This is a genomic window from Catenulispora subtropica, from assembly GCF_039531675.1.
GTDB lineage: Bacteria > Actinomycetota > Actinomycetes > Streptomycetales > Catenulisporaceae > Catenulispora > Catenulispora subtropica.
The window spans coordinates 36918-59209 of sequence record NZ_BAAAQM010000026.1 but is presented as its reverse complement, the minus strand read 5'-3'; the positions used below and the strand labels follow the sequence as shown (position 1 = coordinate 59209).

Here is a 22292-nt window from a genome sequence, read left to right as displayed (position 1 = left end):
CACGATGACCGCAACAGCGCTCGAGCAGACGGAGGCCGCAGCAGTGGACGCCATACCGGTCGAGGCCGCGCCGATCGTCAGCGCTCCGGCCCCGGCCGCGCCCGTCTCGCTCCGCCGCAACCGCGACTTCAATCTGCTCTGGGGCGGCTCGGTGGCGGCGATGCTGGGCCTGACCACCGCCGACATCGCCTACCCGCTGGTGATCCTGGCCATGACCGGGTCGCCGCTGAAGGCCGGTCTGTTCGCCACCGTCCAGCTGATCGCCTCGGTCCTGGCGACGCTGCCGGTGGGCCACCTGATGGACCGCCACGACCGCCGCCGCCTGCTCCTGGTGTCCGAGTCGGTCCGCACGGTCGCGGCCGGCGGCGTGGCCGTCGCCTACTTCGCCGGGGCGCTGAGCCTGTGGCAGCTGCTGGCCACCGCGGCGGTGCTCGGCGGGATCCAGCCGTTCGCGGCGGCCCGCACCCTGATGATCCGCCAGGTGGTGGCGGCCGAGCAGGTGCCGGACGCGCTCACCCGGGAGCAGCTGCGCAACCACGCCTGCGAGCTGGCCGGCCCGCCGCTGGGCGGCGCGCTGTTCGCCGCCTCGCGGGCGCTGCCGTTCCTGTTCGCCGCGCTCTCCGGCGTGCTGTCCCTGCTGACGGTCCTGTTCCTGCGCCTGCCGGAGTCGGCCGCGCGGGCCGACGGCGGCCACGGCGGCGCCGCGGAGGGCAAGCCCGAGGGCGGCGTCCTGCTCGGCATCAAGACCATCCTGCGCGACCCGGTGATGCGGGCCACCGCCCTGAGCCTGTGCCTGGTGAACATGGCCGGCTACCCGATCTTCCTGAGCCTGATCGTCCGCCTGGACCAGCAGCACGCCGCCTCCGGCACCACCGGTCTGGTGGTGGCCGCGACGGCGGTCGGCGGACTGCTCGGCACGCCGCTGGCCAAGCCGCTGCTGCGGGCGCTGCGCCCGGGCTGGGTCCTGATCGTGGCCTGCATGATGTTCGCCCTGACCAACTTCGGCATGACGTTCGTCGCGAACCCGTGGGCCGACGCCGCGTTCCTGGCCGCGTCCGGCGCCGCCATCCCGTCCGCGGTGGTGATGGTCAACGTCCTGATCCTGCAGGCGGTGCCGGACGAGCAGCGCGGCCGGACCGCCGCCGCCCTGGAGATGTTCCTGCTCGTCGGGATCCCGGCCGGGACGCTGGCCGCGAGCGCCGCGCTGCAGTGGTTCTCGCCTACCGCGACACTGCTGGGGCTGTCCCTGGTGATGTCGCTGGCCGTGCTGTACGCGGTGTCGCAACGGGCCCTGCGTGCGGCACAGTGGCCGGAGGCGCGGCAGGCCGGCTGACGGAGGCCGGACTCCGAGCCGGGGAGTGCCGGACGGCGCCGTGTGGGGCGCCGGTTCCGGCACTCCCCTTACGTGTGCTGTTCTTGTGTGTGCTGTTCTTGTGCCTGGCCGTCGAGGAGTGCGTCCAGTGCGCCGGCTGCTTCGCCGGATGGCGCGTGCGCAACCGGTGCGCCCGCGGCGCGTGCGCCGCCTCAGACCCCGTACCCAGCGCATCCGCGGCGGTCATGATCCCGGTCGCGGCGACCGGTTTGGCCGGTTTCGCCGGCGAGCCGCCGAACAGCCCGAGCCCGGCCAGCAGCCCGGCTCCGCACACGGCGGCGGCCACCAGGGCCCGCCGCGCGCGGCCCGGGGGCCGTCCCTCGCTCACCAATCCCAGCGGGTCCCGGTATCCCGGCCGGTCGTCGGCGCGGTCCCGGTCAAGCAGCTTGGCCCCGATCATGCCCTTCATTAGACACAGACGCGGCGTCCCCGTCGGGCTCCGGCTCTATGTCGGCGACCCGGTTCACCCGTCCGGACCTGGCACGCTGCCGCGCCGCGCGCAGCCGGCGCAGGCGCTTCACCACCTCCGGCTCGGCGGCCAGCGCGGCCTCGTCGTCCAGCAGGGCGTTGAGCATCTGGTAGTAGCGGGTCGCGGAGACGGCGAAACGTTCGCGGATCGCCTGTTCCTTGCTGCCCGCGTGGCGCCACCATTGCTTCTCGAACGCCAGGATCGCGCGGTCCCGGTCTGTCAATCCGCCCCCGGGCTCGCTCGGTTCCATGGGTACAGGGTAAGGCGGGGCACCCACGCCGCACCCCCTCCCCCCGGATGGCGTACCGTGGGTCCGATCGGTTACAGGTCTATACCAATCAAGCCCTGTATGTACCAGGCTCTGCCCACCGTCCCGACAGGTTTGCGATGACACTGCTGACGAACGCCCGGATCGTCCTCCCCGACGGCGTACGCACCGCCGGCTGGCTCCGTCTCGAGGGCCAGCGCATCGCCGAGGTGGGCCCGGCGGGCTCCACCCCGGAGCCGTCCACCGCCCATCCGCACGAGGCCTCCGTGGACCTCGCGGGGCACTACCTGCTGCCGGGCTTCGTCGACATGCACACCCACGGGGGCGGCGGCGCGGCGTTCAGCTCCGGCGACGTCGAGCAGGCGGTGCGGGCCGCCGCGTTCCACCGGAGGCACGGCACCACGACGATCATGGCCTCCACGGTGTCCACCGAGCTGGACGTCCTGGAGCGCTACCTGTCCGACCTCGCCGGCCTGGTCGAGGACGGGCTGCTGGCCGGCCTGCACATGGAGGGCCCGTTCATCTCCAAGGCCCGGTGCGGCGCGCACGACCCGGCTCTGCTGAAGAGCCCGGACCCGGCGCTCCTGCGGCCGCTGCTGGCCGCCGGCCGGGGCACGGTGAAGATGGTGACCCTGGCACCGGAGCTGGACTTCGGGATCGAGGCCACGGCCCTGCTGGCGAACTCCGGCGTGATCGCCGCGGTCGGGCACACCGACGGCGGCTACGGAATCACCAACGAGGCCTTCACCCGCGGCGCCAGGGTCGCGACGCACCTGTTCAACGCGATGCCCGGCGTGCACCACCGCGAACCGGGCCCGGTGGTGGCCGCGATAGAGGACGAGAACGTCATCGTCGAACTCGTCAACGACGGCATCCACGTCCACCCGGCGGTCATCGGCATGGTCTACAACGCCGTCGGTCCGCACCGCGTCGCCCTGATCACCGACGCCATGGCCGCCGCCGGGCAGCCGGACGGCATGTACCGGCTGGGTGCGCTGGAGGTCGAGGTCGAGGGCGGCGTCGCCCGGCTGGCCGGCGGCGGCTCCATCGCCGGCAGCACCCTGACGATGGATGTGGCGCTCCGCCGCGCCGTCCGCGAGCTGGGGCTGCCGATCGAGGACGCGGCGGTGTCGGCCGCCCTGACCCCGGCGCGGGCCATCGGGCTGGACCACGAGATCGGCTCGATCGAGGTGGGGAAGTACGCGGACCTGGTGGTGCTCGACGACGAGCTCCTGGTCCGCGGGGTGATGAAGCGCGGGGAGTGGTCGGCGGCGCCGGACGTCGCCTGATCCAGTCATCGGAGGGATATCAGCGCGCATTAATGCTTATCTGCGCATATCAGGGCATATACCTCCCCTGGCCCGAGCATCGGTGACTGGAGCGAGAAGTCGATCCGTTTTAGGCACGGCATCCCGAAGTGGAAGTCCACATAAGAGCCCGGGGTGCTGACGGCGGTACTCGCCGGAACAGCCACGGGACCGGGGAACGTCGGCCGCTTCTGGGCCAGGTCCGCAGAGCCCTTCGACGAGCTCGTCGAGGTCGGGACGCTGGTGGGCGCGGTGCCGCCGCCGGCCGGGTCCCGCCCCGGGCCACCACCGCCGCCGCGGTCAGGCACACCACCCCCACGAACGCCAGGCCGATCCCGATGTCCCGGGCCGGGTCGACCCGGCGGCTGCGCGCACGGTCTGCAAGCGTCACGACTCAAGGACTAACGCAACCCGCCTCCCCCGGGGACGCGGATCGACCGATTCCGACCAGTTCCTTGATCCGGATTTGAGGAACCGGCGGCGGGGCGGTGCCCCATCAACCCCGCCGCCCCCACAGGGCACACCAGTTCGAATTCCAGCGGGGGCGTATCGGGCCCGGAGCCGAGGCAGATGCGCCGCCCGGGTGAATCTGCCCCGGTATGGACCGCTTCCCAGCTATAAAACTCGAATCCGCTGGGCGAGAATCCAAAAGTGAGCTTCATCTGAATCTGGTTTTCATCTCCCTTCGGGAACGAATGGCTTCGCCGACCCGGGCGACGGCCACTCTCCATAGCCGCCCACATCACTAGGCAGAGATTCACGCACGGCGACCGAAAGACGCCGGGCACCTCGCAGGCGAAGGAGCGCTGTCATGGTCTTCTCGGTATCTGGTGTGCTGCTGCTGGGCATCATCACCTTCATCCTGTTCCGCAAGGACGGACTCAAGGTCTCGCACATGATCGTGTGCGCGCTGCTCGGCTTCTACCTGGCCTCCACCTCGATCGCCCCGAACATCAAGCAGAGCGGCGCCTCCATCGCGAGCTTCATCAGCAACCTGCACTTCTAGCGGGCGGCCGGGCACGCAGTTGAGCGCCGAAAGCTAAGGGGTCGAACACACATGGCGGGATCGGTGGGTTCGGAGAACCCCATCCAGCGCCTGGTCCGCGGCTTCCGTGAGCACCCGCTCACGGAGGCCGCCGGCCGTTGCACCGCGACGACGTGGCACGTCGGCAAGCGCGCCAAGGCGCGGGTCCTGGACGTCGGGCACCCCCTGGTGGTGCTGGTCCGCGGCACCAAGCGGATGGCCGGGGACGCCAAGACGTACTGGACCGAGGCCGGCGGGCACGAGAAGCACAAGGAGTGGCGGGACCTGGTGGTCTTCGTCTTCGCCGTGTGCGCGGTGGCCGTCGGCTTCCAGCCGTACGGCGTGCTGCTGCTGATCGCGATCTGGGCCGCGGCGGCCACCTACCTGGGCCGGGACCGCCCGGACCCCGGGAAGGACCCGGAGACCGACGCGCACATCGCCCGCCTGCAGTCCGCGTACAACGGGCTGGTGCCGTACCTGATGGACACCCACGACCCGGACGAGCGGTTCAAACCCGGCGGCGGCTACCGCTCCGGGTTCACCGAATGGGAGTTCGACGAGGCCGACCGCCTGGTGGCACTGAAGATCGAGTACTCGCCGTTCTTCAAGGACGGCGAGGCCGACGCCCGCGCCAAGGTCGAGCGCGCGCTGGAGGGCAAGATCGGCCAGGCCAACGAGTACCTGTACGACTGGGACGAGGAGGGCAACAAGCTGGCCGTCCGGATCCTCCCGCCGCTGCCGACCGGGATCCCGGCCCAGCCGTGGAAGGTGGCCGAGATCGAGTACGTGCTCGGGTTCACCGACCCGACGTCCACCGCGCGGCTGATCCCCGTGCAGCTCGGCGCCGAGGCGGGCGGCGACCTGCCGGTCGTGGAGCTGGCGCCGGTGGTGTGGCGGCACGGGCGGTTCGCGGCCGAGCCGCACCTGCTGGTGGCCGGCGTGCTGGGCAGCGGGAAGTCGAACCTGCTGCGGTCGCTGGCGGCCCAGGCGCTGGGACACGGGCACCTGGTGACGGCGGTGGACGCCGAGCACACGGGGCACTTCGACGAGTTCACGGGCCGGGACGGGGTCGTCCGCATCGAATCGGGCGCCGCCGGGGCGCTGGACCTGCTGGACTGGGTCGCGGCGGAGTCGGGACGCCGGGCCGAACGGCTGCGGGATCTCGGGGAGACGGACGACACGCTGATCGCGGAGCTGGCGAAGCCGCTGTGGGTGTTCGTGGACGAACTGCCGTCGCTGGGCGAGGCGGCCGCGCGCGCGGGGCTGGCGGATCCGCAGGATCTGCTGGCGGACCTGATGCGGGCGGGGCGGACGACGGGGATCACGGTGGTGCTGTCGTGCCGCGCGGAGCGCGTGGGCGAGCTGCGGGCGACGGTGCGGAACCAGGCGCATGCGCGGGTGGGGCTGGGGCAGCTGCCCCCTGCCGCCTCCACGGCGCTGTTCGGAGGAACGTTGGAGATCGGCGGCCCGTCGGTGCTGCCGCCGGGACGCGGCTTCGCACGTGTCGGGGGCGGCCCGGTGGTGCGGCTGCAGGTGCCGGTGGCGGCGGATGTGGTGGGCGCGCTGCCGGTGCTGGTGGGGGCGATTGTGGAGGACGGGGAAAGCGGTGGTGACGGGGAGATTGAAAGACTGGACGGCGAATAGGGCGAGAGTTGGTACGCGTTGGACCCGGGTTACGGCGATTCGCCTGAGGTGAGGACTGTCACGGGGGAAATCATTCGAATTCGAACGGGCCACTCCCGTGATTGAAGTACTTTAGGCGCCATGAGTATCCCCAAGCGCGCTGCGGTCGCCGTTGCGGCCGCGGCCACGGCCCTCGTGATGACCGCCTGCTCGTCGTCCGGGTCGAGTGGTTCGAGCGGTTCGAGCGGTTCCGCCGGGGCTTCCGGCGGGTCCACTTCCGCCGCCTCGTCGAGTTCCCCGGATTCTCCGGCTTCCGGTGGGACCTCCGGCTCCTGGGCGCGGAACCCGGACCAGTCGTCCACGGCCAAGAAGGCCGGCCTGCAGATGCTGGGCAACGAGATGCTTCAGGTGCACTACCACGCGCACCTGGACGTGATCGTGGACGGCCAGAAGGTCACGGTGCCGCAGTACATCGGGATCGACGAGAACGCGCAGACCATCACCGCGCTGCACACCCACGACGCCACCGGGATCCTGCACATCGAGTCGGGCGAGGACATCCCGTTCAAGCTCGGCCAGGTGTTCACGGAGTGGGGGCAGCCGCTGACGAGCACGCAGGTCGGACCGGTCACCGTCGGGGCGGACAAGGCGCTCAAGCTGATCGTGAACGGCAAGGAGGTCGCCGGGGACCCGGCGGCGTACGTGCTGAAGTCGCATGACGAGGTCGTGGTGTGGGTGGGGGCCAAGGACGCCACGCCGGACGTGCCGTCCTCCTTCTCGTTCCCGGGCGGGCTGTAGCCCGAGGGCCGACGCGCGACACAGGCTTCTGCGACGTCACGACCGCCGATCAGGACGGATCGCCGGTCAGCACGCTGATCAGACAGGGCCCTGATCCGATGTGACATTCTCCACGCGGCACGGCGGGATAACGGAACACCGAACCTCTGTGCCGCGTGGGGCACGATGCGATACCTTCTAAGGGTGGCGATGTCTCAGGCAAGCGGTCCGACGGCGGTGGGTCAGATGACCCCGCCGCGGCGGGTCGGTGTGCCGCCGCTGAACTTGGGCGGACAGGCTGTCGCCGACCGGCTGGACCGGCACTTCGCGGCGATCGTGGACGCGCCCGCCGCGCGCGGCGACGACAACGCCACCGAGGCCCTGGAGACGATGATCGCGGTCCTGCCGCGGACGGGCAACGCCCGGACCAAGCGGACCGAGCGCGGGTTGTGGCTGCGGGCGCCTTTCCGGCGGCTGCGGCGGATCATCGGGCTCTAGATCTTCCCTGCTCGGACGTCCAAATCCTGCGCCGCGGGCGCTGTCGGCATACCGTTGACCCATGGCTGACACCAATGACGCCGGGATCGGGGCGCGCATCAAGGAGCTCGTGGCGGAGGAGCATCGGTTGCGGGCGCATCCGAACCCCACCGACGAGGACCTCGCCGCGCTGCGGGCCGCTGAGAACGAACTCGACCAGTGCTGGGATCTGCTGCGGCAGCGGCGGGCGAAGACGGAGACCGGCGGGAATCCGGGGGACGCCAAGGCGCGGTCCGTACCGGAAGTCGAGGGATACCTGCAGTAGAAAACGCGTGAGGGCCCGGCGTATACGCCGGGCCCTTCGTCATGCGAGGGGGTTCTCAGGCTTCGGTGATGGCCGCCGCCACCGTTTGGCGGGCCGCGCGGCGAGCGGGGACGACGGCCGCGAGGGTGCCGGCCAGGGCGCCTGCCAGGACGTAGAGAAGCAGCTGGGCCCAGGGGATGGTCAGCGTGCCGCTGCCGGTGGCCTTGGTGAACATGTGGACGAGGGCCCAGCCGAAGCCGCCGCCCATGGCGATGCCGAGGGTGACGCCCAGGACCGCCATCAGCATGGCCTCGGCGAGGAGCATGCGGCGGAGTTGGGGCTTGGTCAGGCCCAGGGCCCGCAGGAGGGCGGATTCGCGGGTTCGCTCCAGGACCGAGAGGGACAGGGTGTTCGCGATGCCGATCAGGGCGATCAGGATGGCCAGGCCGAGCATGCCGGTGAAGAGGCCGAGGATCTGGTCCAGGCCGCTGGAGAGTTCCTTCTTGTAGTCGGCCACGCTGTAGATGGTCAGCAAGCTGTCGTCGGTGATCGCCTGCTCGACGGCGTGGCGGGAGGCAGCCGGGGTGACGCCGGGCTTGGCCAGCATCGTGACGGTGTCGGGGCCCGGGGAGGACACCAGCTTCTGGAAGTCGGGGACGGCCATCACCGATTCGGGCATGCCGATGCCGGAGTCGCCGTAGGTCGCCACGACCTTCAGGGTGGCGGTGGTGTTGTTCTTGCCCGTGACGGTGACCATCTGACCCACCTGGGTCTTCAGGTCGCCGAGCTGGTTGTCCTGGAGGGCGATGGTGCCCGGGACCACGTCGCTGATCGAGCCCTGCTTCATGATCGGGTCGATCAGGGTGTGGTAGCCCACCGGATCGATGGCGGCGGTCTGCTCACCCCGGCCGTTCAGGGTCGTCTTGCCGCTGTAGACGGCGGCGACGGTGGAGAGCTCGGGCAGACCCTTGAGCTTGGCGACCATGCCCGGCGGTACGGCGCGGTCCGGCTCGGCCACCACCTGGTAGTCGAAGGGGAAGTGCTTCTTGATCGAGTCCGTGGCGGAGGCCTTGATCGAGGCGGTGACCACGGTGAACATCGTCACCAGCGTGATGCCGATGGTGAGGGCGGCGGTGGTGGCGGCGACGCGGCGGGGGTTGCGGCCGGCGTTGGCGGTGGCCAGGCGGGCGGTGGGGCCCAGGACCTTGCCGGGGAGCCAGCCCAGGACGCGGATCACCGGGGCGGTGATCACCGGGCCGAGGGCCAGGACGCCGACGAAGACCACGCAGGCGCCGCCGGTGAGCGTGAAGAAGCCGCTGTCCGGGTCCTTGTTCTGCATGCCGAGGTAGCCGATGCCCAGGCCGACGGCCGCGAGGGCCAGGCCCAGGCCGATGCGGACCCGGCCGGCCTTGCGGGTCACGCGGGTCTCGCCCTGCTGCGCCGACAGCGCCTGGACCGGGGCGACGCGGGTGGCCGCGCGCGCCGGGAACAGGGCCGAGCCGACGGTGAGGATCATGCCCAGGGCGATGGCGTAGAGCGCCGACTGGGGCTTCACGACCAGGTTGTCGGTGGGGATGGTGAGGCCGACGGCGTGCAGCAGCAGACCCAGTCCCTTGGACAAGCCGATGCCGACGAAGAAGCCGGCCACCGAGGCCAGAGTGCCGAACACGAAGGCTTCGATCAGGGTGCTGCCGAAGACCTGGCGCCGGGTGGCGCCCACGCAGCGCAGGAGGGCGAGTTCGCGGGCCCGCTGGGCGATCAGGATCTGGAAGGTGTTCTGGATGACGAGGGCCGAGACCAGGGCGGCGATCACGGCGAACACCAGCAGCACTCGGCCGAAGCTGTCGGTGTAGCCGGTGGCCTTGTGCGCGAGCTCGGTCTCCAGCTGGGTGCCGGTGTAGAGCTTGTCGCCGCTGCCGTCCAGGGCGGGCAGGTCGGTGAGCTCGGCGACCAGCTTGTCCTCGCCGACGCCGGCCTTGGCGCGGACGACGATCTGGTCGTAGCCGCCGCGGCCGGTGACGTCCAGCGCGGTGGCGGTGTCGAAGCCGGCGACGGACTCGCCCTGGTAGGTCTGGTCGACGCTGCTGTCGAAGAGGCCGACGACGGTGAAGACGCGGCGCTGGTCGGCGTGGTCGACGACCGTGAGGTGGTCGCCGACGGCGTAGTGCTCGTCCTCAGCGGTGATCTTGTCGAGGGCGACCTCGGTGGCGGCGGCGGGGGCGCGGCCGGCCGTGAAGTCGAAGGAGGACAGGGAACGGTCGGCCGGAAAGGCGATGCCGACACCGGTGCGGCCGGACTTCTTGAGCAGTTTGCCGGTCTGATCCAGGACCGGGGCCGGTCCGACGACGCGGCCCTCGGCCGAGGCCACGTCGGGCAGGCGGCGGATGGCGTCCAGGGCCGCGGGGCCGACGAACGTGTCCTGGTCGCGGCGGTCGTCGGCGACCTGCAGGCCCTTGGCGGGCACCACGGCGGCGTCGACGTTCCTGGCTTGGCGGGCGAAGCTGGAGAAGAACGACTCGCGGATGGAGTCGGTGAAGATCAGGGTTCCGGCGACGAAGCCGACGCCGAGCAGCACGGTGATCGAGGACAACAGCATGCGGGCCTTGTGCGCCCGCAGATTGGCCAGAGCGGTCTTGAACACGGCCGGTCACTCCCCCACGGCGACGCGGTCGGGGCGGATCATCCGGAGCTGCGCGGTGACGGAGTCGGGGGTGGGCGCGAGCAGGTCCCCCTGCATCCGGCCGTCGGCCAGGAACACCACGCGGTCGGCGGCGCAGGCCGCGGTGGTGTCGTGGGTGACCATGACGACGGTCTGGCCCAGCTCGCGCACGCTCATCCGGAGGAACGACAGCACCTCGGCCCCGACCCGGGAGTCCAGGTTCCCGGTCGGCTCGTCGGCGAACACCACCTCGGGGCGGCTCATCAGAGCCCGGGCGCAGGCCACGCGCTGCTGCTGTCCGCCGGAGAGCTCGCCGGGCCGGTGCTTGAGCCGGCCGCCCAGGTCCAGCACCCCGATCACCTGGTCCCACCACTGCTTCGGCGGCTTGAGCCCGGCCAGGTCCAGCGGGAGCAGGATGTTCTGCTCGGCGGTGAGGGTGGGCAGCAGGTTGAAGCTCTGGAAGATGAAGCCGATGCGCCGCCGGCGCAGCAGGGTCAGCGCCTTGTCGTTGAGCTTGGTCAGCTCCACCCCGCCGATCCGCACCGAGCCGGAGGTGGCGGTGTCCAGGCCGGCCAGGCAGTGCATGAGCGTGGACTTGCCGGACCCGGACGGCCCCATGATCGCCGTGAACTCGCCCTGGCCGAAGCCGACGGTGACGCCGTCGAGGGCCCGCACGGCGGTGGCGCCGGAGCCGTAGGTCTTGACGAGGTCGCGGGCCAGGACGGCCGGGCCGCCGGGCGTGGGCGCGGGCAGTGCGGACATGATGGAACCCCTCCGATGAAGCGTGCGGTGAGCCGGGATGTGCGGGTGGCTGCGGGGCGGATCCGGCCCCAGCAGAAAGGTAGGTTCCGGCGGGGGTGCGGGGCGTCGGCCGACGGAGTGGTGATGGCGTAGCCGCCAGGCGGTGCTCGGGGCCCGCGGGGTACGACTTGCGGTGGGGCTCCGGATGCGACTCAAGTCGGGCCGCGCACTGGGCCGGGGCACGTGAACTGCGCGAACGCCCGCGGACGGCCACGGGGGAGGGCTTTCCGGCGACCGGGTGCCGTGATCGGGCCAAGCCGGGGCGAAAGCCACCCGTTGGAGTGATCCAGGCCGCCAAACCGCTGATCATGTCCCCCTTAAGGGCTTACGCTCTACGCGCTGATCCCTGGGAGGGAGGGACGATGCGACGTTGTCAGCACTTCTGCGGCTGCGAGGGGAACGCGGCCGGGCGGGATCCGGAAACCGGGCTCATGCTCTGCGCCGGGTGCCTCGGCCGGTCGATCCTCGGTACCGACTGCTCACGGGCCCGCAAGTACTTCGGCCACATGCCGGCCCGCTTCGGGGACGGGGCGTGGGACGACCCGCCGCCGCTGCGCGACGGGGACCGGTCGGCGGGGCCGGCCGGCTTCGAGGTGTTCCTGACCATCCGCACCGGCTTCGACGCGCCGGCGTGGGACTTCATGCCGCTGGCGGAGCCCGCGGCGGTGGTGGCGGTCGCGGCGGCGGTGGGCGCCGGATGGGCGCGGGCCGGGCTGGCCGGGCTGGCCGGATCGGCGGCGTCGGCCGGGCTCGACTCGGTGACCAATCCGCACCGCCCACCGAAGGACCCGCCGCCCGGGCCGCTGCCGCCCCCGCCGGGCCGCCCGGTGCAGCCGAGCCCGCCGCGGCGCTGACCATCTCGTTGATCGGCCGCACGGCGGCCGGCCTGACAGGCAATCAAGGCTCTCTCTCGCAGGGGTTGACGTGACGGGCGCGCCAGGCGGTCGCGGCGGCGGGAGCGGCCGGCACCGCGGCCGCTTCGCGGAGCACGCCAAGCCGCCGGCTGCGGTCCTGACCGGGAGCGCGGCGTTGCTCGCGGCCGTCGCGGGCACGATCACGCTGCTGCGTTCGGGTCCGGGCGCGAGCCCGTCGACGGCGGTGACGACGACGGTCATGGCGGCGCCCGGGACGACAGGGGCTCCGAAGGCTCCGGACGGCGGGCCGAGCAGCGGGGGACCGCCGGGGACGACGGTTTCGGGAACGCGGCCCACGTCGAGCCCGTCGCCGAGCGCCGGTACCGGACCGATGTCCGTCTCCTCACCCGGCCCGACGCCTTCGCGGCGGCCTACGTCCAGCGTTCTGGTACCGACCACTCCCCCGTCCCGACCGAGCCGGCCGCCGGCCGCCGTGGACCCGCAATGGCAGGGCACGCTCCAGGTCGACCCCATCGGCATCTCCCTGGCCACCATTCCCCCGAGCCATGACCGCTCCGGCACCCCCGACATCAGCTCGGACACGTGGAACGGAACCTTCGCGGCCGGCTGGGGCGCGGCAAAGTGGACGAGTGCCGCGGCTCCGACCCCGGCTGCCTGCGCCACGCTGATCCTCGCCGAGGGAGACGAGCACGTGACGGCGGCCGACGGCGACTCGTACTGCATCCGCGTCGGCCACAGCCCGGTCGACCCGGGAAACCAGTACGCGGTGGTGACAGTGCTGGCACAGGGGCGGGACGCGTCGGGGTTCGCGTATGTGCGGGTGGAGGCCACGGTGTGGCCGGACGCGCAGTGAGAGAAGAGAGCCGCTGAGGGGACTCGAACCCCTAACCACCTGTTTACAAGACAGGTGCGCTGCCAATTGCGCCACAGCGGCCGGAACCCGGTGTCGGCCGTGGCCGAGCGGATCCGTCGCCATGGTATCGAACGTGGAGGGTGTTGCCCCAGTCAGTTGTCGGTGTCTGCCACCATGGACGGATGTCCAGCGGGAAACAACGGCTCATCGGGGCCAGCGATGGGGCCACTAAAGGTAATCCGGGACCGTCGGCGTGGGCCTGGGTGCTCGCCGACGGTGACGGGGCGGTGTTGCGGTGGAAGGCGGGGCCGCTCGGAGACGCGACCAACAACATCGCCGAGCTCACGGCGCTGCGGGAGTTGCTGCTGGAGGTGGGGCCGGACGTGGAGTTGGAGGCCCGGCTCGACTCGCAGTACACGATCAACGCGGTGACCAAGTGGCTGCCCGCCTGGAAGAAGAACGGCTGGATGACCGCGGCGAAGAAGCCGGTGGCCAACGCCGAGCTGATCCGCGAGATCGATGCGCTGCTGGCGGCCCGGACCGTACGGTTCGTGCATGTCGCCGCGCACCAGGCGAACGGGGACGAGTTCAACGATCTCGCGGACCGGGCGGCCAGCGCCGTGGCGGTCAGCCAGCAGGGGCTGGCTGGGAAGAGCGCGGCCGAGGTGCCCGGGACGCCGGACCGTCCGGCTCAAGGTAGCTCGTCCGCCAAGAAGCCCGTCACCATCAAGGCGAAGTTCGCGGGCACCTGTTCCTGCGGACGTCCCTACGCCGCCGGGGAGAAGATCGCGAAGCATTCCAGCGGTCGTTGGGGACACCCGGGCTGCGGCTGACCCCCGGGAAAAGCGGCGGGGCCGGGGGTTCGCCCCCGGCCCCGCCGCTTCATCACCTCACTCCGTCGGCACCTGGATCGTCCGCACCTCGCCGTCGCCGAGGTGCAGCAGCGCGCGCCCGGGCTGGACCTGGCCGCCGACGGCGCTGCGCGGGATGCGCGTGCCGATCAGGTCGCCGTCCATCGGCGACTGCGGCGACAGCAGGGCGCCGCGGCGGCCCTTGCGGGCGTCGACGTGCCAGCCGCTGAACCCGGCGTTCAGGTCCTCGGGCGAACCGGCGATCACCAGTGCCTGGCCGCGCTCGGCGCCGTAGGTGATGATCTCCTTCAGCACCGCGCCGGCCGGGGCGTCCTTCAGCAGTTCGGCGTCGTCCACCAGGACCGCGACCGGGCGGCCGGCGGCCTGCTCGATCGCGCCGCGCAGCGCCTCCTCGCTCAGGTCGCCGCCGTTCTCCAGCACGGCGAGCACGCCCTGCTCGGAGGCCATCTTGCGCAGCGGCGAGGGGCGCGGGGCCACCAGGACCACCGACGCGCCCTGCACCACCAGGGTGCGGGCCATCATCTGCAGCATGGTGCTGCGGCCGGCCTTGGGCGGGCCGGCGATGACGAAGGACGGGACGCCGTCGGACAGGTCCGGGCCGGCGCCCACCAGTTCGTCGCCGCCGACGCCGGCCAGCGCCCACAGCGGCTTGCCGGCCGACGACTCGTCGCGCAGCTCCCAGGCCTCGGCCAGGGAGATGCGGTTCGGCAGCACGTCCACCCGGAACGGCCGGCGGCTGCGCGGGATCGCCGCGTCGCGGGCCTTGGCCTGCTCGGCGATCGCGGTCAGGGCCGCGGCCTGGGCCTGGCCGGACGGGTCCGCGGTGAGCAGCGCGACCTGGGTCTCCAGGCCGGACTCGGCCCGGAAGGCGCGGCCGATGGCCATCTTGTCCGGGATCTTGCGCGGGTGCAGTCCGATCAGGCCGAAGTCCTGCTTGTCCGGCAGGCGGAAGGACAGCTTGTCCTCGGTCAGGGACGCGATGCGGCCGCTGAACACCTGCCGGTCGCCGGTGATGACCAGGTGCACGCCGGCCCCCTGGCCCTCGCGCATGATCTTCTGGATCTGGTCCACCAGGGTGCCGCCGTCGACCTCGCCGAGCGAGCCGAGGAAGCCGTCCCAGCGGTCCAGGAACACCACGATGTGCGGCAGCCGCTCGTCCGGCGCCACCGACAGCCGCTGCTCCACGATGCCGGCGAAGCCCTGCTGGGCCAGCCGCTCCTGGCGGGTGGCGATCTCCTGGACCAGGCGGCTGATCAGCCGCACCGCGCGCTCGGTCTGCTGGCGCTGCACCACCGCGCCGCAGTGCGGCAGCGCGGTCAGCGGCAGCAGCGCGCCGGAGCCGCAGTCGATGCCGTAGATGTGGACGTCGGCCGTGGTCTGGGTGAGCGCGATCGCCCCGGCCATGGTGCGCAGGATCTGCGAGCGCCCGGAGCGGGGCGCGCCGCCGACCAGCACGTGGCCCAGCGAGCCGAAGTCCAGCGCGGCCGCCCGCCGGGCCTGCAGGGCCGGCAGGTCGTCGATGCCCCACGGCACCGGCGCCAGGTCGTGCCCGCCGTGCCGGCGCACCGGCGGCACGTCCGACAGCAGCACGGTCTCCTGCAGGGCCGGCAGCCACGGCGAGTGCTGCGGCGGGATCTGCATCGCGGCGTTGGCCTCACGGATGGCGTCGACCAGCACCTTCAGGTCGGTGATCTCCGCGTCCTCTTCGGCCTTGGGCCCCTCGGGCTTCTTCGGCGGGGGCGCGGCCAGCGCCGGCCAGTCCAGCCGGGTGCTCCAGACCGAGGCCTGGGTCACGATGTTGGCGCCGGGGCGGGGGCCGCCGACGCGGCCGGCCTGGAACGGCACCAGGGAGTTGGCGCCGAGCCGGACGTAGGCGCGGCCGGGCGTGGACTTGGAGATGAAACCGGCCGACGGGTCGTCGATGACGTCGGTGGACTCGTTGCCGTCGGTCACGCGCAGCGCGATGCGCAGGTTGGTGTTGGCGCGGATCTCCGGCGAGACCACACCGGAGGGCCGCTGGGTGGCCAGCAGCAGGTGGATGCCCAGCGACCGGCCTCGCTGCGCGATGTTCACCAGACCGGTGACGAAGTCCGGCAGCTCGCGCACCATCGAGGCGAACTCGTCGATGACGATCAGCAGCCGCGGCATCGGCGCCAGCTGGGTCTGCTTCTTGCGGATGTCGCCGTAGTCCTCGATGTCCTTCGCCCCGGCCTCGGCCAGGATGTGCTCACGGCGCTTCAACTCCGCGCCGAGCGACTCCAGGGCCCGCTCCACCAGGTGGTTGTCCAGGTCGGTGACCATACCCACGGTGTGCGGCAGCTGGACACAGTCCTTGAACGCCGAGCCACCCTTGTAGTCGACGAGCACGAACGTCATCGCCGTCGGCTTGTTCGCCACGGCCAGCGACGCCACGATCGTCTGCAGCAGCTCGGACTTACCGGCACCGGTGGTACCGGCGATCAGACCGTGCGGGCCGTCGCGGCGGATGTCGATGCCGAACGGGCCGTCGAAGGACTCACCCAGCAGCGCCATCGTGGTCTCACCGCCCATCGCCCACCGGGCGGCGATCGCCTGCGACGTCGGGGGCTCCAGGCCGAGCACGTCCAGCAGGCGGGCGGCGTTCGGGATGCCGGAGGCCTCCTCGTTGCCGGAGACGTCGCGCACCGCGGCCAGGCCGCGCACCAGGCGCTGGCACCAGACCGGGGACACCGCGTCCGGACGGACGCCGCGCATCATGTCCGAGCCGACCTGCTGCACCCGCAGGCCCTGCGGCTCGACCACCACGATGGCCTGGCACTCGCCGGGCAGGAAGCGGTCCTCGGCGTCCAGGCAGATGGCGTGGATGCCGAGCATCGGGCCCTGCTGCAGGATCTGGATCACGCCGGGCATGGAGCGCAGCCGGCGCGAGCCGTCCAGGATCACCACGACGTCCGGGTCCTTGAACTTGACCTCGTTGCCGCCGGCCAGCTGGTGCTCCTTCATGCGGTGCGACAGCTGCTGGGACAGCTCGGCGATGCGCTGCGCCACGGTCTCGGCGTCGGTGCCGATCAGCACCGAGGCGTTCTGCCCGCTGGTCGGCCGCATGTGCGGCAGCCAGCGCATCCACTCCCAGTCCTGCTGCGCGTGCGAGTCGGTGAGCAGCACGAACTGCACGTCGTCCGGGCTGGACAGGGCCGCGGTCTGGGCCACCAGCCAGCGGGCCAGGGCCCGCGGGGTGCCGGCCGGGCCGGCCAGGCCGATGACGCCGCGCTCCTTCAGCGGGATCTTCACCGGGGCCTCGGGCACGGTCCAGGCCACCTGGCGCCGGTGCTCGTCCTGCTCGGGGTCGTCCAGCACGACCTCGGACTCCTGGTCCAGGGTGCCGACCCGGAGCAGCAGATGGTCGGCGTCGCGGCGGCGGCGCTCCCACAGCCGCTGGCGCGGGCCGATGCCGATGTCCAGCAGGGTCGCCGGGTCCGGGCACTCGGTGCGCCGGTGGTTGCGCTCCAGGTTCAGCGCGTCCCGGGCGTCCTGCTCGATCCGGGCCTTCTTCTGTTCGTACTCGGCGATCTGCTGGTTGTGCGTCTTCTTGCCGGACTTCTTGTCCTGCGCGTAGTTGCCGAGCATCATCATCGGCGACATCGCGGCCATCAGCAGGTACTGCGGGCGCTTCATGACCAGCGCCATGACGATCGCCATCATCAGCGGGGCGACCAGCATCACGATCGGGAACGGCCGCTTGTGCTCCTCGCTCACCGGGTTGGGCAGCCGGAACCGGGTCTGGCGCTCCGGCGGCAGGATCCGGGGCGGCCGGTTGTAGTCGAGGAAGGCGCCGTCGTCGGACGGCGTGAGCGCGGCGTCCGGCGGCGTGTAGTACCCGACCTCGAGGATCGAGGTGCCGATCACCAGCTGCATGCCCGGCTTCCACTCGGCCTCGCCGAGGAGGGGCTGCTTCTCCAGGGTCGCGGTGACGCCCTCATAGGGGGCCACCCGTATCATCCCGTGCACGTCCAGGCTGACGCGCAGCGCGAAGTCCGAGATCCCCGGGTCGTCGATCTTCACGCGGTTCCGGCGCGAACGCCCGATGTCGGCGTAGCCGGGGTTGATCCGGTGCACCCCGCCGGCGTCAGGACCGCCCGCCACCCGGATCTCGACGGTGCCGTAGGGCTCCGCCGGGAGACAGCCGGAGGGGTTGTGCAGCGACACCACCGAGCCTTCCCGCAGGGGCGAGGAGGCCAGCGAGTGCCGCTGGTCTATCAGGTTCCCGTCCACGAACAACAGGGGAGGCGAGCCCGGATTCGGCCCCGTAGTCCCCAACATCTGGCCCAACTGGTCCGCGACCTGCGGAATCGTAGACTCCCCGTCCGCGTCCAGCAGCGCGTCCATCCAAGCACCCTGGACCGGATCCACCACCGTCAACGTCATACGCATGGTTCGGAAGTCTACGGTCCATCCCCCTAGGGGATAAGGTCCGCCCTGACAGGCTTGGAACACAGGCCCGATCGCAGGTTCCGCAGGCCCGCCCGCGCGGCGGTTCCGAACTCCTTACAGCAGGAGGACCGATGATGGTCGGCGTGGCGACAGCGCTGGTCGCGGCGTTGTGCGGACCGGCACTGGCCCGGGCCGTGTATCAGTTGTCGGTGGACGCCGGGACGCCGGCGCGCACGGTGTGCCGGCACTGCGACACGCGGTTCCCACCGGGCGGCTTGCGGTTCCTCGTGTGGTCGGGACGCTGCGGCCACTGCCGCGGGATGCTCGGCCCGCGCATCTGGTTGGTGGCCGTCGTGGCCGGTATCGGTGGATTCGTGGTCGGACACCGGCTCGGGAACGATCCGGCGCTGTTGGCGTTCACGGTGTTCGCGCTGGGATGCGTCGTGCTGTCGTTCGTCGACATCGCGGTACGGCGGCTGCCCGACCAGCTGACGGCGCCGTTGGCCGCGGTCGGTGTGGTGGGTCTGGGTACCGCGGGCTACCTGGCCCGGGACATGACGCCGGTGCTCCGGGGCCTGATAGGCGCGGCCCTGGCGGGCGGGTTCTTCCTGGCGCTGGCGTGGATCCGGCCGGACGGCGAGGGCATGGGGCTCGGAGACGCCAAACTGGCCGGCGTGCTGGGCCTGTATCTGGGCTGGCTCGGGTGGAACGACCTGGTGCTGGGGATCCTCGCCGGGACGACGGCCGCGACGGTGTTCGCGCTGTTCATGCTGCGGACCGGGCGGATGACGCGGCGGTCCGCGATCACGTACGGGCCGTTCCTCGTGCTGGGGGCGGTGCTGGCGGTGGTCCTCGGGTGAACGGACGAGGCCGCCCGCGTCGGTGACGCGGACGGCCGGTTTCGTGCTCTGTGACGCGTCAGCTCGTGGCGGACGGCTGGAACTGCTGGTAGATGCCGGTGTTCGGCTCGGTCTGCGCCGCCACCGAGATGGCCGCGCCTCCGGCGAAGGTCAGCGACACCGGCGAGTTGTGGCCCGCCTTGGCACCGGAGGCGGCCAGCACGACCTTCGGCCCGGTCGGTGCGGCCAGGTTCAGCGACGCGTGCGGCGCGACGGTCAGCCCGGCCGCGCTGCCGAGCGACACGGCCTTGCCGTTGAGGCTGACGCCGGTCAGCGTCGCCGCCTGGTCGCCGTTGTTGATGACGGTCCCGGTCACCTGCGCGGCACCAGTGGCGGGGTCGACGACCACGACCATGTTCTGCGCCTGGACGTCCCCGGCGGCCCCGGCGGCGAAGTTCGGCTGGATCTGCAGCGTGGCGGCGCCGGGTCCGGCGGCGCAGCCGGTCGCGACCGCTGCGGTGCCGGCGACAGCGGCGATGACGAGGGCGATGCGATTGCTCTTCACGGCGGAACGGCTCCTAGACGGTGCTACGGCTCACGGGCCGCCGCCGTTCGGGCTCAGCGCGAGCCGCCGCTCCTTAAATGCGACTTCCCGACCACCCGATCAACAGTGGCGACGACGCAAGTGTAAAAGGGCCTCAGATCCGCTCCGGGCCCGGGGGCTCGGCACGCGACGTGATTTTCGCTACTGCGCGCTGCACACGGCGCGCCGACGCCGCGGACGCAGCGTGGAGCGCAGCGTGAACCACCGCTGCGCGGACCCACCGCCACCGCCTGCCGGAACACGTACTACCGGGGCAGGCCTACCAGGGCAGGACGTACCTGCACATCCGCCCGAGCCACCGGCCGAACCTCGCCAGCGCCCGGACCGGCGCCGTCAGCGCGTGGCGCCGCCGCGCCCGGGCCTGGGCCCGGGCCACCTCGCGGCGGTAGGCGCGCACCTCGGCGTCGAGGGCGGAGATGTCGTCGGGGACGACCACTTCCGGGAAGCCGGAGTCGATGCCGTCGCCGTCCGGTTCGCCGAAGGAACCGAAGGAATGATCGCCGTTGTCGCGGCCTGGACTGTTCACCCTTGCTGCACCCCACCCCACGCGTCGTCGTCGGGAGCCGTAGCGCCATTGTGCGCTTCGCAGAGGCTTGTGCCCAGAGCGGAGGGGTCGGCAATCCCGCGGGATTCCACGAATTCCCGGCCGGCCCGCGAACGGGCGGAGAATCAAGATCCAGCACCCCGGAAAACGGTGATCGGAGATGTCCCGCCGAAGGCGATTGAGCTGTGTGAGCACGCCGCGTGCAGGTTTGTCAAGCCCCCACGGGTACGCTGACCTGCGCAAACGGTCTTCAGAACGGGCGTACAGCGTGGTATCCTGGAGAGCCACGGAAGGGGCACATATCACATGACGTTCAAGGTTGGCGAGACCGTGGTCTATCCCCATCACGGGGCCGCGCTCATCGAGGATATCGAGATCCGCGTGATCAAGGGCGAGCCGAAGGAATACCTCGTGCTCAAGGTGGCGCAAGGTGATCTCACAGTACGCGTGCCCTCTGAGAAGGCCGAGTACGTCGGCGTGCGCGACGTGGTCGACCAGGGCGGGCTGGAGCGCGTCTTCGACGTGCTGCGCGCGCCGCACACCGAGGAGCCGACCAACTGGTCGCGCCGCTACAAGGCGAACATCGAGAAGATCCAGTCCGGCGACGTGATCAAGGTCGCCGAGGTGGTCCGGGACCTGTGGCGCCGGGACCGCGACCGCGGGCTGTCGGCCGGCGAGAAGCGGATGCTGGCCAAGGCACGGCAGATCCTGGTGAGCGAGCTGGCGCTGGCCGAGGCCACCAACGAGGACAAGGCGGACGCCATCCTCGACGAGGTCCTCGCCTCCTGAACCGGCGTTCTCGAGCGCTTGTTCTGAACGTCATCAGCAGGTCGATCGTTTCAGCATGAGCAGGCTTTCCGGCCCCGCGGCATCGCGCCGTCGGGGCCGGCGCCTTGTTCTGCACTACAGTCCCAGGCCGTGAGCATGAGCAAGGAACGGGTGGCCGTGATCGTCCCGGCCGCCGGCAGGGGTGAGCGCCTGGGTCCCGGCGCCCCGAAGGCGCTGCGCGAGCTGGGCGGCTCGCCGCTGCTGGTGCACGCGGTGCGGACGCTGGTCGCGACACCGTCGGTGGACGTGGTCGTGGTGGCCGCGCCGCCGGGTCCCGGAGGCGTCGCCGAGGTGCAGCGGCTGCTGGCCGACCTGCCCGGCGACACCCGCGTGGTGGCCGGCGGCGCGACCCGGCAGGAGTCGGTGGCCCTGGCGCTGGCGGCGCTGCCGGAGGACTGCGCGGTGGTCCTGGTGCACGACGCCGCCCGGGCCCTGACCCCGGTGGACCTCGTCGAGGCGGTGATCGCCGCGGTGCGCGGCGGCGCCGGCGCGGTGGTCCCGGTGCTGCCGGTGGCCGACACCGTCAAGGCCGTCGAGGGCGACCTGGTGACCGCGACCGTCGACCGGTCCTCGCTGCGGGCGGTGCAGACGCCGCAGGGCTTCGCCCGCGACCTCCTCGCCAAGGCGCACGCCGCCGCCGACCCCGACGCCCCGGCCACGGACGACGCGGGCCTGGTCGAGGCCCTGGGCGTGCCGGTGCGCACGGTGCCGGGACACGCCGAGGCCTTCAAGATCACCACTCCGTTCGACCTCGTCCTCGCCGAAGCGGTGCTCAGGAGGCGGCGATGACCGCGCTCCCCCCGCTCCCCCCGCTCCCCCTGGTGGGCATCGGCGTGGACGTGCACGCGTTCGAGGCGGGGCGCGAGCTCTGGATCGGCGGACTGCACTGGCCCGGCGAGGTCGGGCTCGCCGGGCACTCCGACGCCGACGTCGTCGCGCACGCCGCCTGCAACGCCCTGTTCTCCGCCGCCGGACTCGGCGACCTCGGCGCGCAGTTCGGCACCAGCGACCCCGAATGGGCCGGCGCGGCGGGGCTGAAGCTGCTCGCCGAAGCGGCGCGGCGGGTGCGCGAGGCCGGCTACGAGATCGGGAACGTGTCGGTGCAGCTGGTCGGGGTCCGGCCCCGGATCGGCGCCCGGCGCGCCGAGGCCGAGCGGGTGCTGACCGAGGCCGCCGGGGCGCCGGTGCGGCTCGCCGCCGCCACCACCGACGGACTCGGGTTCACCGGCCGCGGCGAAGGGCTCGCCGGGATCGCCACCGCGCTCGTGGTCCCCCGTCCGGCCGGATCATGACGGCCGGTCACCCGGTGACCGGATCATGACCGGGCGCTGACATCAAGACGACGACAAGCCGGAGATCATCCCACGAACGTGGGGCTTAATTCGC

General features: G+C 71.8%; 20 protein-coding genes and 1 tRNA gene. 14 read left to right on the top strand and 7 right to left on the bottom strand.

Annotated features, from left to right (window positions below; genetic code table 11):
• Positions 1-4 precede the first annotated feature (4 nt).
• A complete protein-coding gene (locus tag ABD466_RS22620) occupies positions 5-1333 on the top strand; it encodes an MFS transporter (protein ID WP_344659130.1) in 1329 nt (442 codons plus the stop codon).
• Positions 1334-1749: 416 nt separating this feature from the next.
• Here ABD466_RS22620 and ABD466_RS22615 read toward each other — a convergent pair whose 3' ends face one another.
• Positions 1750-2091 carry a DUF3263 domain-containing protein gene (locus ABD466_RS22615; RefSeq protein ID WP_344659129.1) on the bottom strand — a complete coding sequence of 114 codons (342 nt, stop codon included), beginning with the start codon at positions 2089-2091 and terminating at the stop codon, positions 1750-1752.
• A gap of 137 nt (positions 2092-2228) precedes the next feature.
• Here ABD466_RS22615 and nagA point away from each other — a divergent pair, with 137 nt between their 5' ends.
• The 6 genes from nagA to ABD466_RS22585 all read left to right on the top strand — a co-directional run bounded on the left by nagA (position 2229) and on the right by ABD466_RS22585 (position 7642).
• Positions 2229-3398 carry an N-acetylglucosamine-6-phosphate deacetylase gene (gene nagA / locus ABD466_RS22610; protein ID WP_344659128.1) on the top strand — a complete coding sequence of 390 codons (1170 nt, stop codon included), beginning with the start codon at positions 2229-2231 and terminating at the stop codon, positions 3396-3398.
• Between the two features lie 829 nt (positions 3399-4227).
• Positions 4228-4422: a hypothetical protein gene (locus tag ABD466_RS22605; RefSeq protein WP_015796679.1), complete on the top strand. Its 195-nt coding sequence runs from the start codon at positions 4228-4230 to the stop codon at positions 4420-4422.
• A 51-nt stretch (positions 4423-4473) separates the two neighbouring features.
• Positions 4474-6084: a hypothetical protein gene (locus ABD466_RS22600; RefSeq protein ID WP_344659127.1), complete on the top strand. Its 1611-nt coding sequence runs from the start codon at positions 4474-4476 to the stop codon at positions 6082-6084.
• Between the two features lie 120 nt (positions 6085-6204).
• The gene (locus ABD466_RS22595) at positions 6205-6861 is read left to right on the top strand and encodes a hypothetical protein (protein WP_344659126.1); all 657 of its coding nucleotides are present in this window, start codon (positions 6205-6207) and stop codon (positions 6859-6861) included.
• A gap of 225 nt (positions 6862-7086) precedes the next feature.
• Positions 7087-7338, top strand: coding sequence for a hypothetical protein (locus ABD466_RS22590; RefSeq protein ID WP_344659125.1), 252 nt, complete (start codon positions 7087-7089; stop codon positions 7336-7338).
• 61 nt (positions 7339-7399) lie between these two features.
• Positions 7400-7642 carry a DUF2630 family protein gene (locus tag ABD466_RS22585; RefSeq protein WP_344659124.1) on the top strand — a complete coding sequence of 81 codons (243 nt, stop codon included), beginning with the start codon at positions 7400-7402 and terminating at the stop codon, positions 7640-7642.
• Between the two features lie 55 nt (positions 7643-7697).
• Here the strand turns inward: ABD466_RS22585 and ABD466_RS22580 are convergent, their stop codons facing one another.
• A complete protein-coding gene (locus ABD466_RS22580; protein ID WP_344659123.1) occupies positions 7698-10262 on the bottom strand; it encodes an ABC transporter permease in 2565 nt (854 codons plus the stop codon).
• A 6-nt stretch (positions 10263-10268) separates the two neighbouring features.
• Entirely contained in the window at positions 10269-11042 is a 774-nt protein-coding gene (locus tag ABD466_RS22575; protein ID WP_344659122.1) for an ABC transporter ATP-binding protein, read from the bottom strand.
• A 401-nt stretch (positions 11043-11443) separates the two neighbouring features.
• Here ABD466_RS22575 and ABD466_RS22570 point away from each other — a divergent pair, with 401 nt between their 5' ends.
• Entirely contained in the window at positions 11444-11935 is a 492-nt protein-coding gene (locus ABD466_RS22570) for a hypothetical protein (RefSeq protein ID WP_344659121.1), read from the top strand.
• Between the two features lie 70 nt (positions 11936-12005).
• The gene (locus tag ABD466_RS22565; protein ID WP_344659120.1) at positions 12006-12809 is read left to right on the top strand and encodes a hypothetical protein; all 804 of its coding nucleotides are present in this window, start codon (positions 12006-12008) and stop codon (positions 12807-12809) included.
• Between the two features lie 8 nt (positions 12810-12817).
• Here the strand turns inward: ABD466_RS22565 and ABD466_RS22560 are convergent.
• Positions 12818-12890, bottom strand: a tRNA-Thr gene (locus ABD466_RS22560).
• 101 nt (positions 12891-12991) lie between these two features.
• Here ABD466_RS22560 and ABD466_RS22555 point away from each other — a divergent pair.
• On the top strand, positions 12992-13642 hold the full coding sequence (locus ABD466_RS22555) for a ribonuclease H family protein (protein WP_344659119.1): 651 nt from the start codon (positions 12992-12994) through the stop codon (positions 13640-13642).
• 57 nt (positions 13643-13699) lie between these two features.
• On the opposite strand, the gene ABD466_RS22550 is transcribed toward ABD466_RS22555, so the two are convergent.
• Positions 13700-18091, bottom strand: a complete 4392-nt coding sequence (locus ABD466_RS22550; RefSeq protein ID WP_344659118.1) for a type VII secretion EssC family protein — start codon at positions 18089-18091, stop codon at positions 13700-13702.
• Positions 18092-18222: 131 nt separating this feature from the next.
• Here ABD466_RS22550 and ABD466_RS22545 point away from each other — a divergent pair, with 131 nt between their 5' ends.
• A complete protein-coding gene (locus tag ABD466_RS22545) occupies positions 18223-18951 on the top strand; it encodes a prepilin peptidase (protein ID WP_344659117.1) in 729 nt (242 codons plus the stop codon).
• Between the two features lie 58 nt (positions 18952-19009).
• Here ABD466_RS22545 and ABD466_RS22540 read toward each other — a convergent pair whose 3' ends face one another.
• Positions 19010-19495, bottom strand: coding sequence for a copper chaperone PCu(A)C (locus ABD466_RS22540; RefSeq protein WP_344659116.1), 486 nt, complete (start codon positions 19493-19495; stop codon positions 19010-19012).
• A 298-nt stretch (positions 19496-19793) separates the two neighbouring features.
• Positions 19794-20060, bottom strand: coding sequence for a hypothetical protein (locus tag ABD466_RS22535; protein WP_344659115.1), 267 nt, complete (start codon positions 20058-20060; stop codon positions 19794-19796).
• 324 nt (positions 20061-20384) lie between these two features.
• On the opposite strand from ABD466_RS22535, the gene ABD466_RS22530 reads away from it, so the two are divergent.
• The 3 genes from ABD466_RS22530 to ispF all read left to right on the top strand — a co-directional run bounded on the left by ABD466_RS22530 (position 20385) and on the right by ispF (position 22198).
• A complete protein-coding gene (locus ABD466_RS22530; RefSeq protein WP_015796693.1) occupies positions 20385-20867 on the top strand; it encodes a CarD family transcriptional regulator in 483 nt (160 codons plus the stop codon).
• Positions 20868-21002: 135 nt separating this feature from the next.
• Positions 21003-21695, top strand: a complete 693-nt coding sequence (gene ispD / locus ABD466_RS22525) for a 2-C-methyl-D-erythritol 4-phosphate cytidylyltransferase (protein ID WP_344659196.1) — start codon at positions 21003-21005, stop codon at positions 21693-21695.
• Positions 21692-22198 carry a 2-C-methyl-D-erythritol 2,4-cyclodiphosphate synthase gene (gene ispF, locus ABD466_RS22520; RefSeq protein WP_344659114.1) on the top strand — a complete coding sequence of 169 codons (507 nt, stop codon included), beginning with the start codon at positions 21692-21694 and terminating at the stop codon, positions 22196-22198. Before ispD ends, ispF begins: the two co-directional genes overlap by 4 nt.
• Positions 22199-22292: the final 94 nt, after the last annotated feature.

Excerpts from the sequence above, each read along its gene's own strand:
- ABD466_RS22620 (WP_344659130.1), top strand. The coding sequence starts at position 5 with ATGACCGCAACAGCGCTCGAGCAGACGGAGGCCGCAGCAGTGGACGCC.
- ABD466_RS22615 (WP_344659129.1), bottom strand. The coding sequence starts at position 2,091 with ATGGAACCGAGCGAGCCCGGGGGCGGATTGACAGACCGGGACCGCGCG.
- nagA (WP_344659128.1), top strand. The coding sequence starts at position 2,229 with ATGACACTGCTGACGAACGCCCGGATCGTCCTCCCCGACGGCGTACGC.
- ABD466_RS22605 (WP_015796679.1), top strand. The coding sequence starts at position 4,228 with ATGGTCTTCTCGGTATCTGGTGTGCTGCTGCTGGGCATCATCACCTTC.
- ABD466_RS22600 (WP_344659127.1), top strand. The coding sequence starts at position 4,474 with ATGGCGGGATCGGTGGGTTCGGAGAACCCCATCCAGCGCCTGGTCCGC.
- ABD466_RS22595 (WP_344659126.1), top strand. The coding sequence starts at position 6,205 with ATGAGTATCCCCAAGCGCGCTGCGGTCGCCGTTGCGGCCGCGGCCACG.
- ABD466_RS22590 (WP_344659125.1), top strand. The coding sequence starts at position 7,087 with ATGACCCCGCCGCGGCGGGTCGGTGTGCCGCCGCTGAACTTGGGCGGA.
- ABD466_RS22585 (WP_344659124.1), top strand. The coding sequence starts at position 7,400 with ATGGCTGACACCAATGACGCCGGGATCGGGGCGCGCATCAAGGAGCTC.
- ABD466_RS22575 (WP_344659122.1), bottom strand. The coding sequence starts at position 11,042 with ATGTCCGCACTGCCCGCGCCCACGCCCGGCGGCCCGGCCGTCCTGGCC.
- ABD466_RS22570 (WP_344659121.1), top strand. The coding sequence starts at position 11,444 with ATGCGACGTTGTCAGCACTTCTGCGGCTGCGAGGGGAACGCGGCCGGG.
- ABD466_RS22555 (WP_344659119.1), top strand. The coding sequence starts at position 12,992 with ATGTCCAGCGGGAAACAACGGCTCATCGGGGCCAGCGATGGGGCCACT.
- ABD466_RS22550 (WP_344659118.1), bottom strand. The coding sequence starts at position 18,091 with ATGCGTATGACGTTGACGGTGGTGGATCCGGTCCAGGGTGCTTGGATG.
- ABD466_RS22545 (WP_344659117.1), top strand. The coding sequence starts at position 18,223 with ATGATGGTCGGCGTGGCGACAGCGCTGGTCGCGGCGTTGTGCGGACCG.
- ABD466_RS22530 (WP_015796693.1), top strand. The coding sequence starts at position 20,385 with ATGACGTTCAAGGTTGGCGAGACCGTGGTCTATCCCCATCACGGGGCC.
- ispD (WP_344659196.1), top strand. The coding sequence starts at position 21,003 with ATGAGCAAGGAACGGGTGGCCGTGATCGTCCCGGCCGCCGGCAGGGGT.
- ispF (WP_344659114.1), top strand. The coding sequence starts at position 21,692 with ATGACCGCGCTCCCCCCGCTCCCCCCGCTCCCCCTGGTGGGCATCGGC.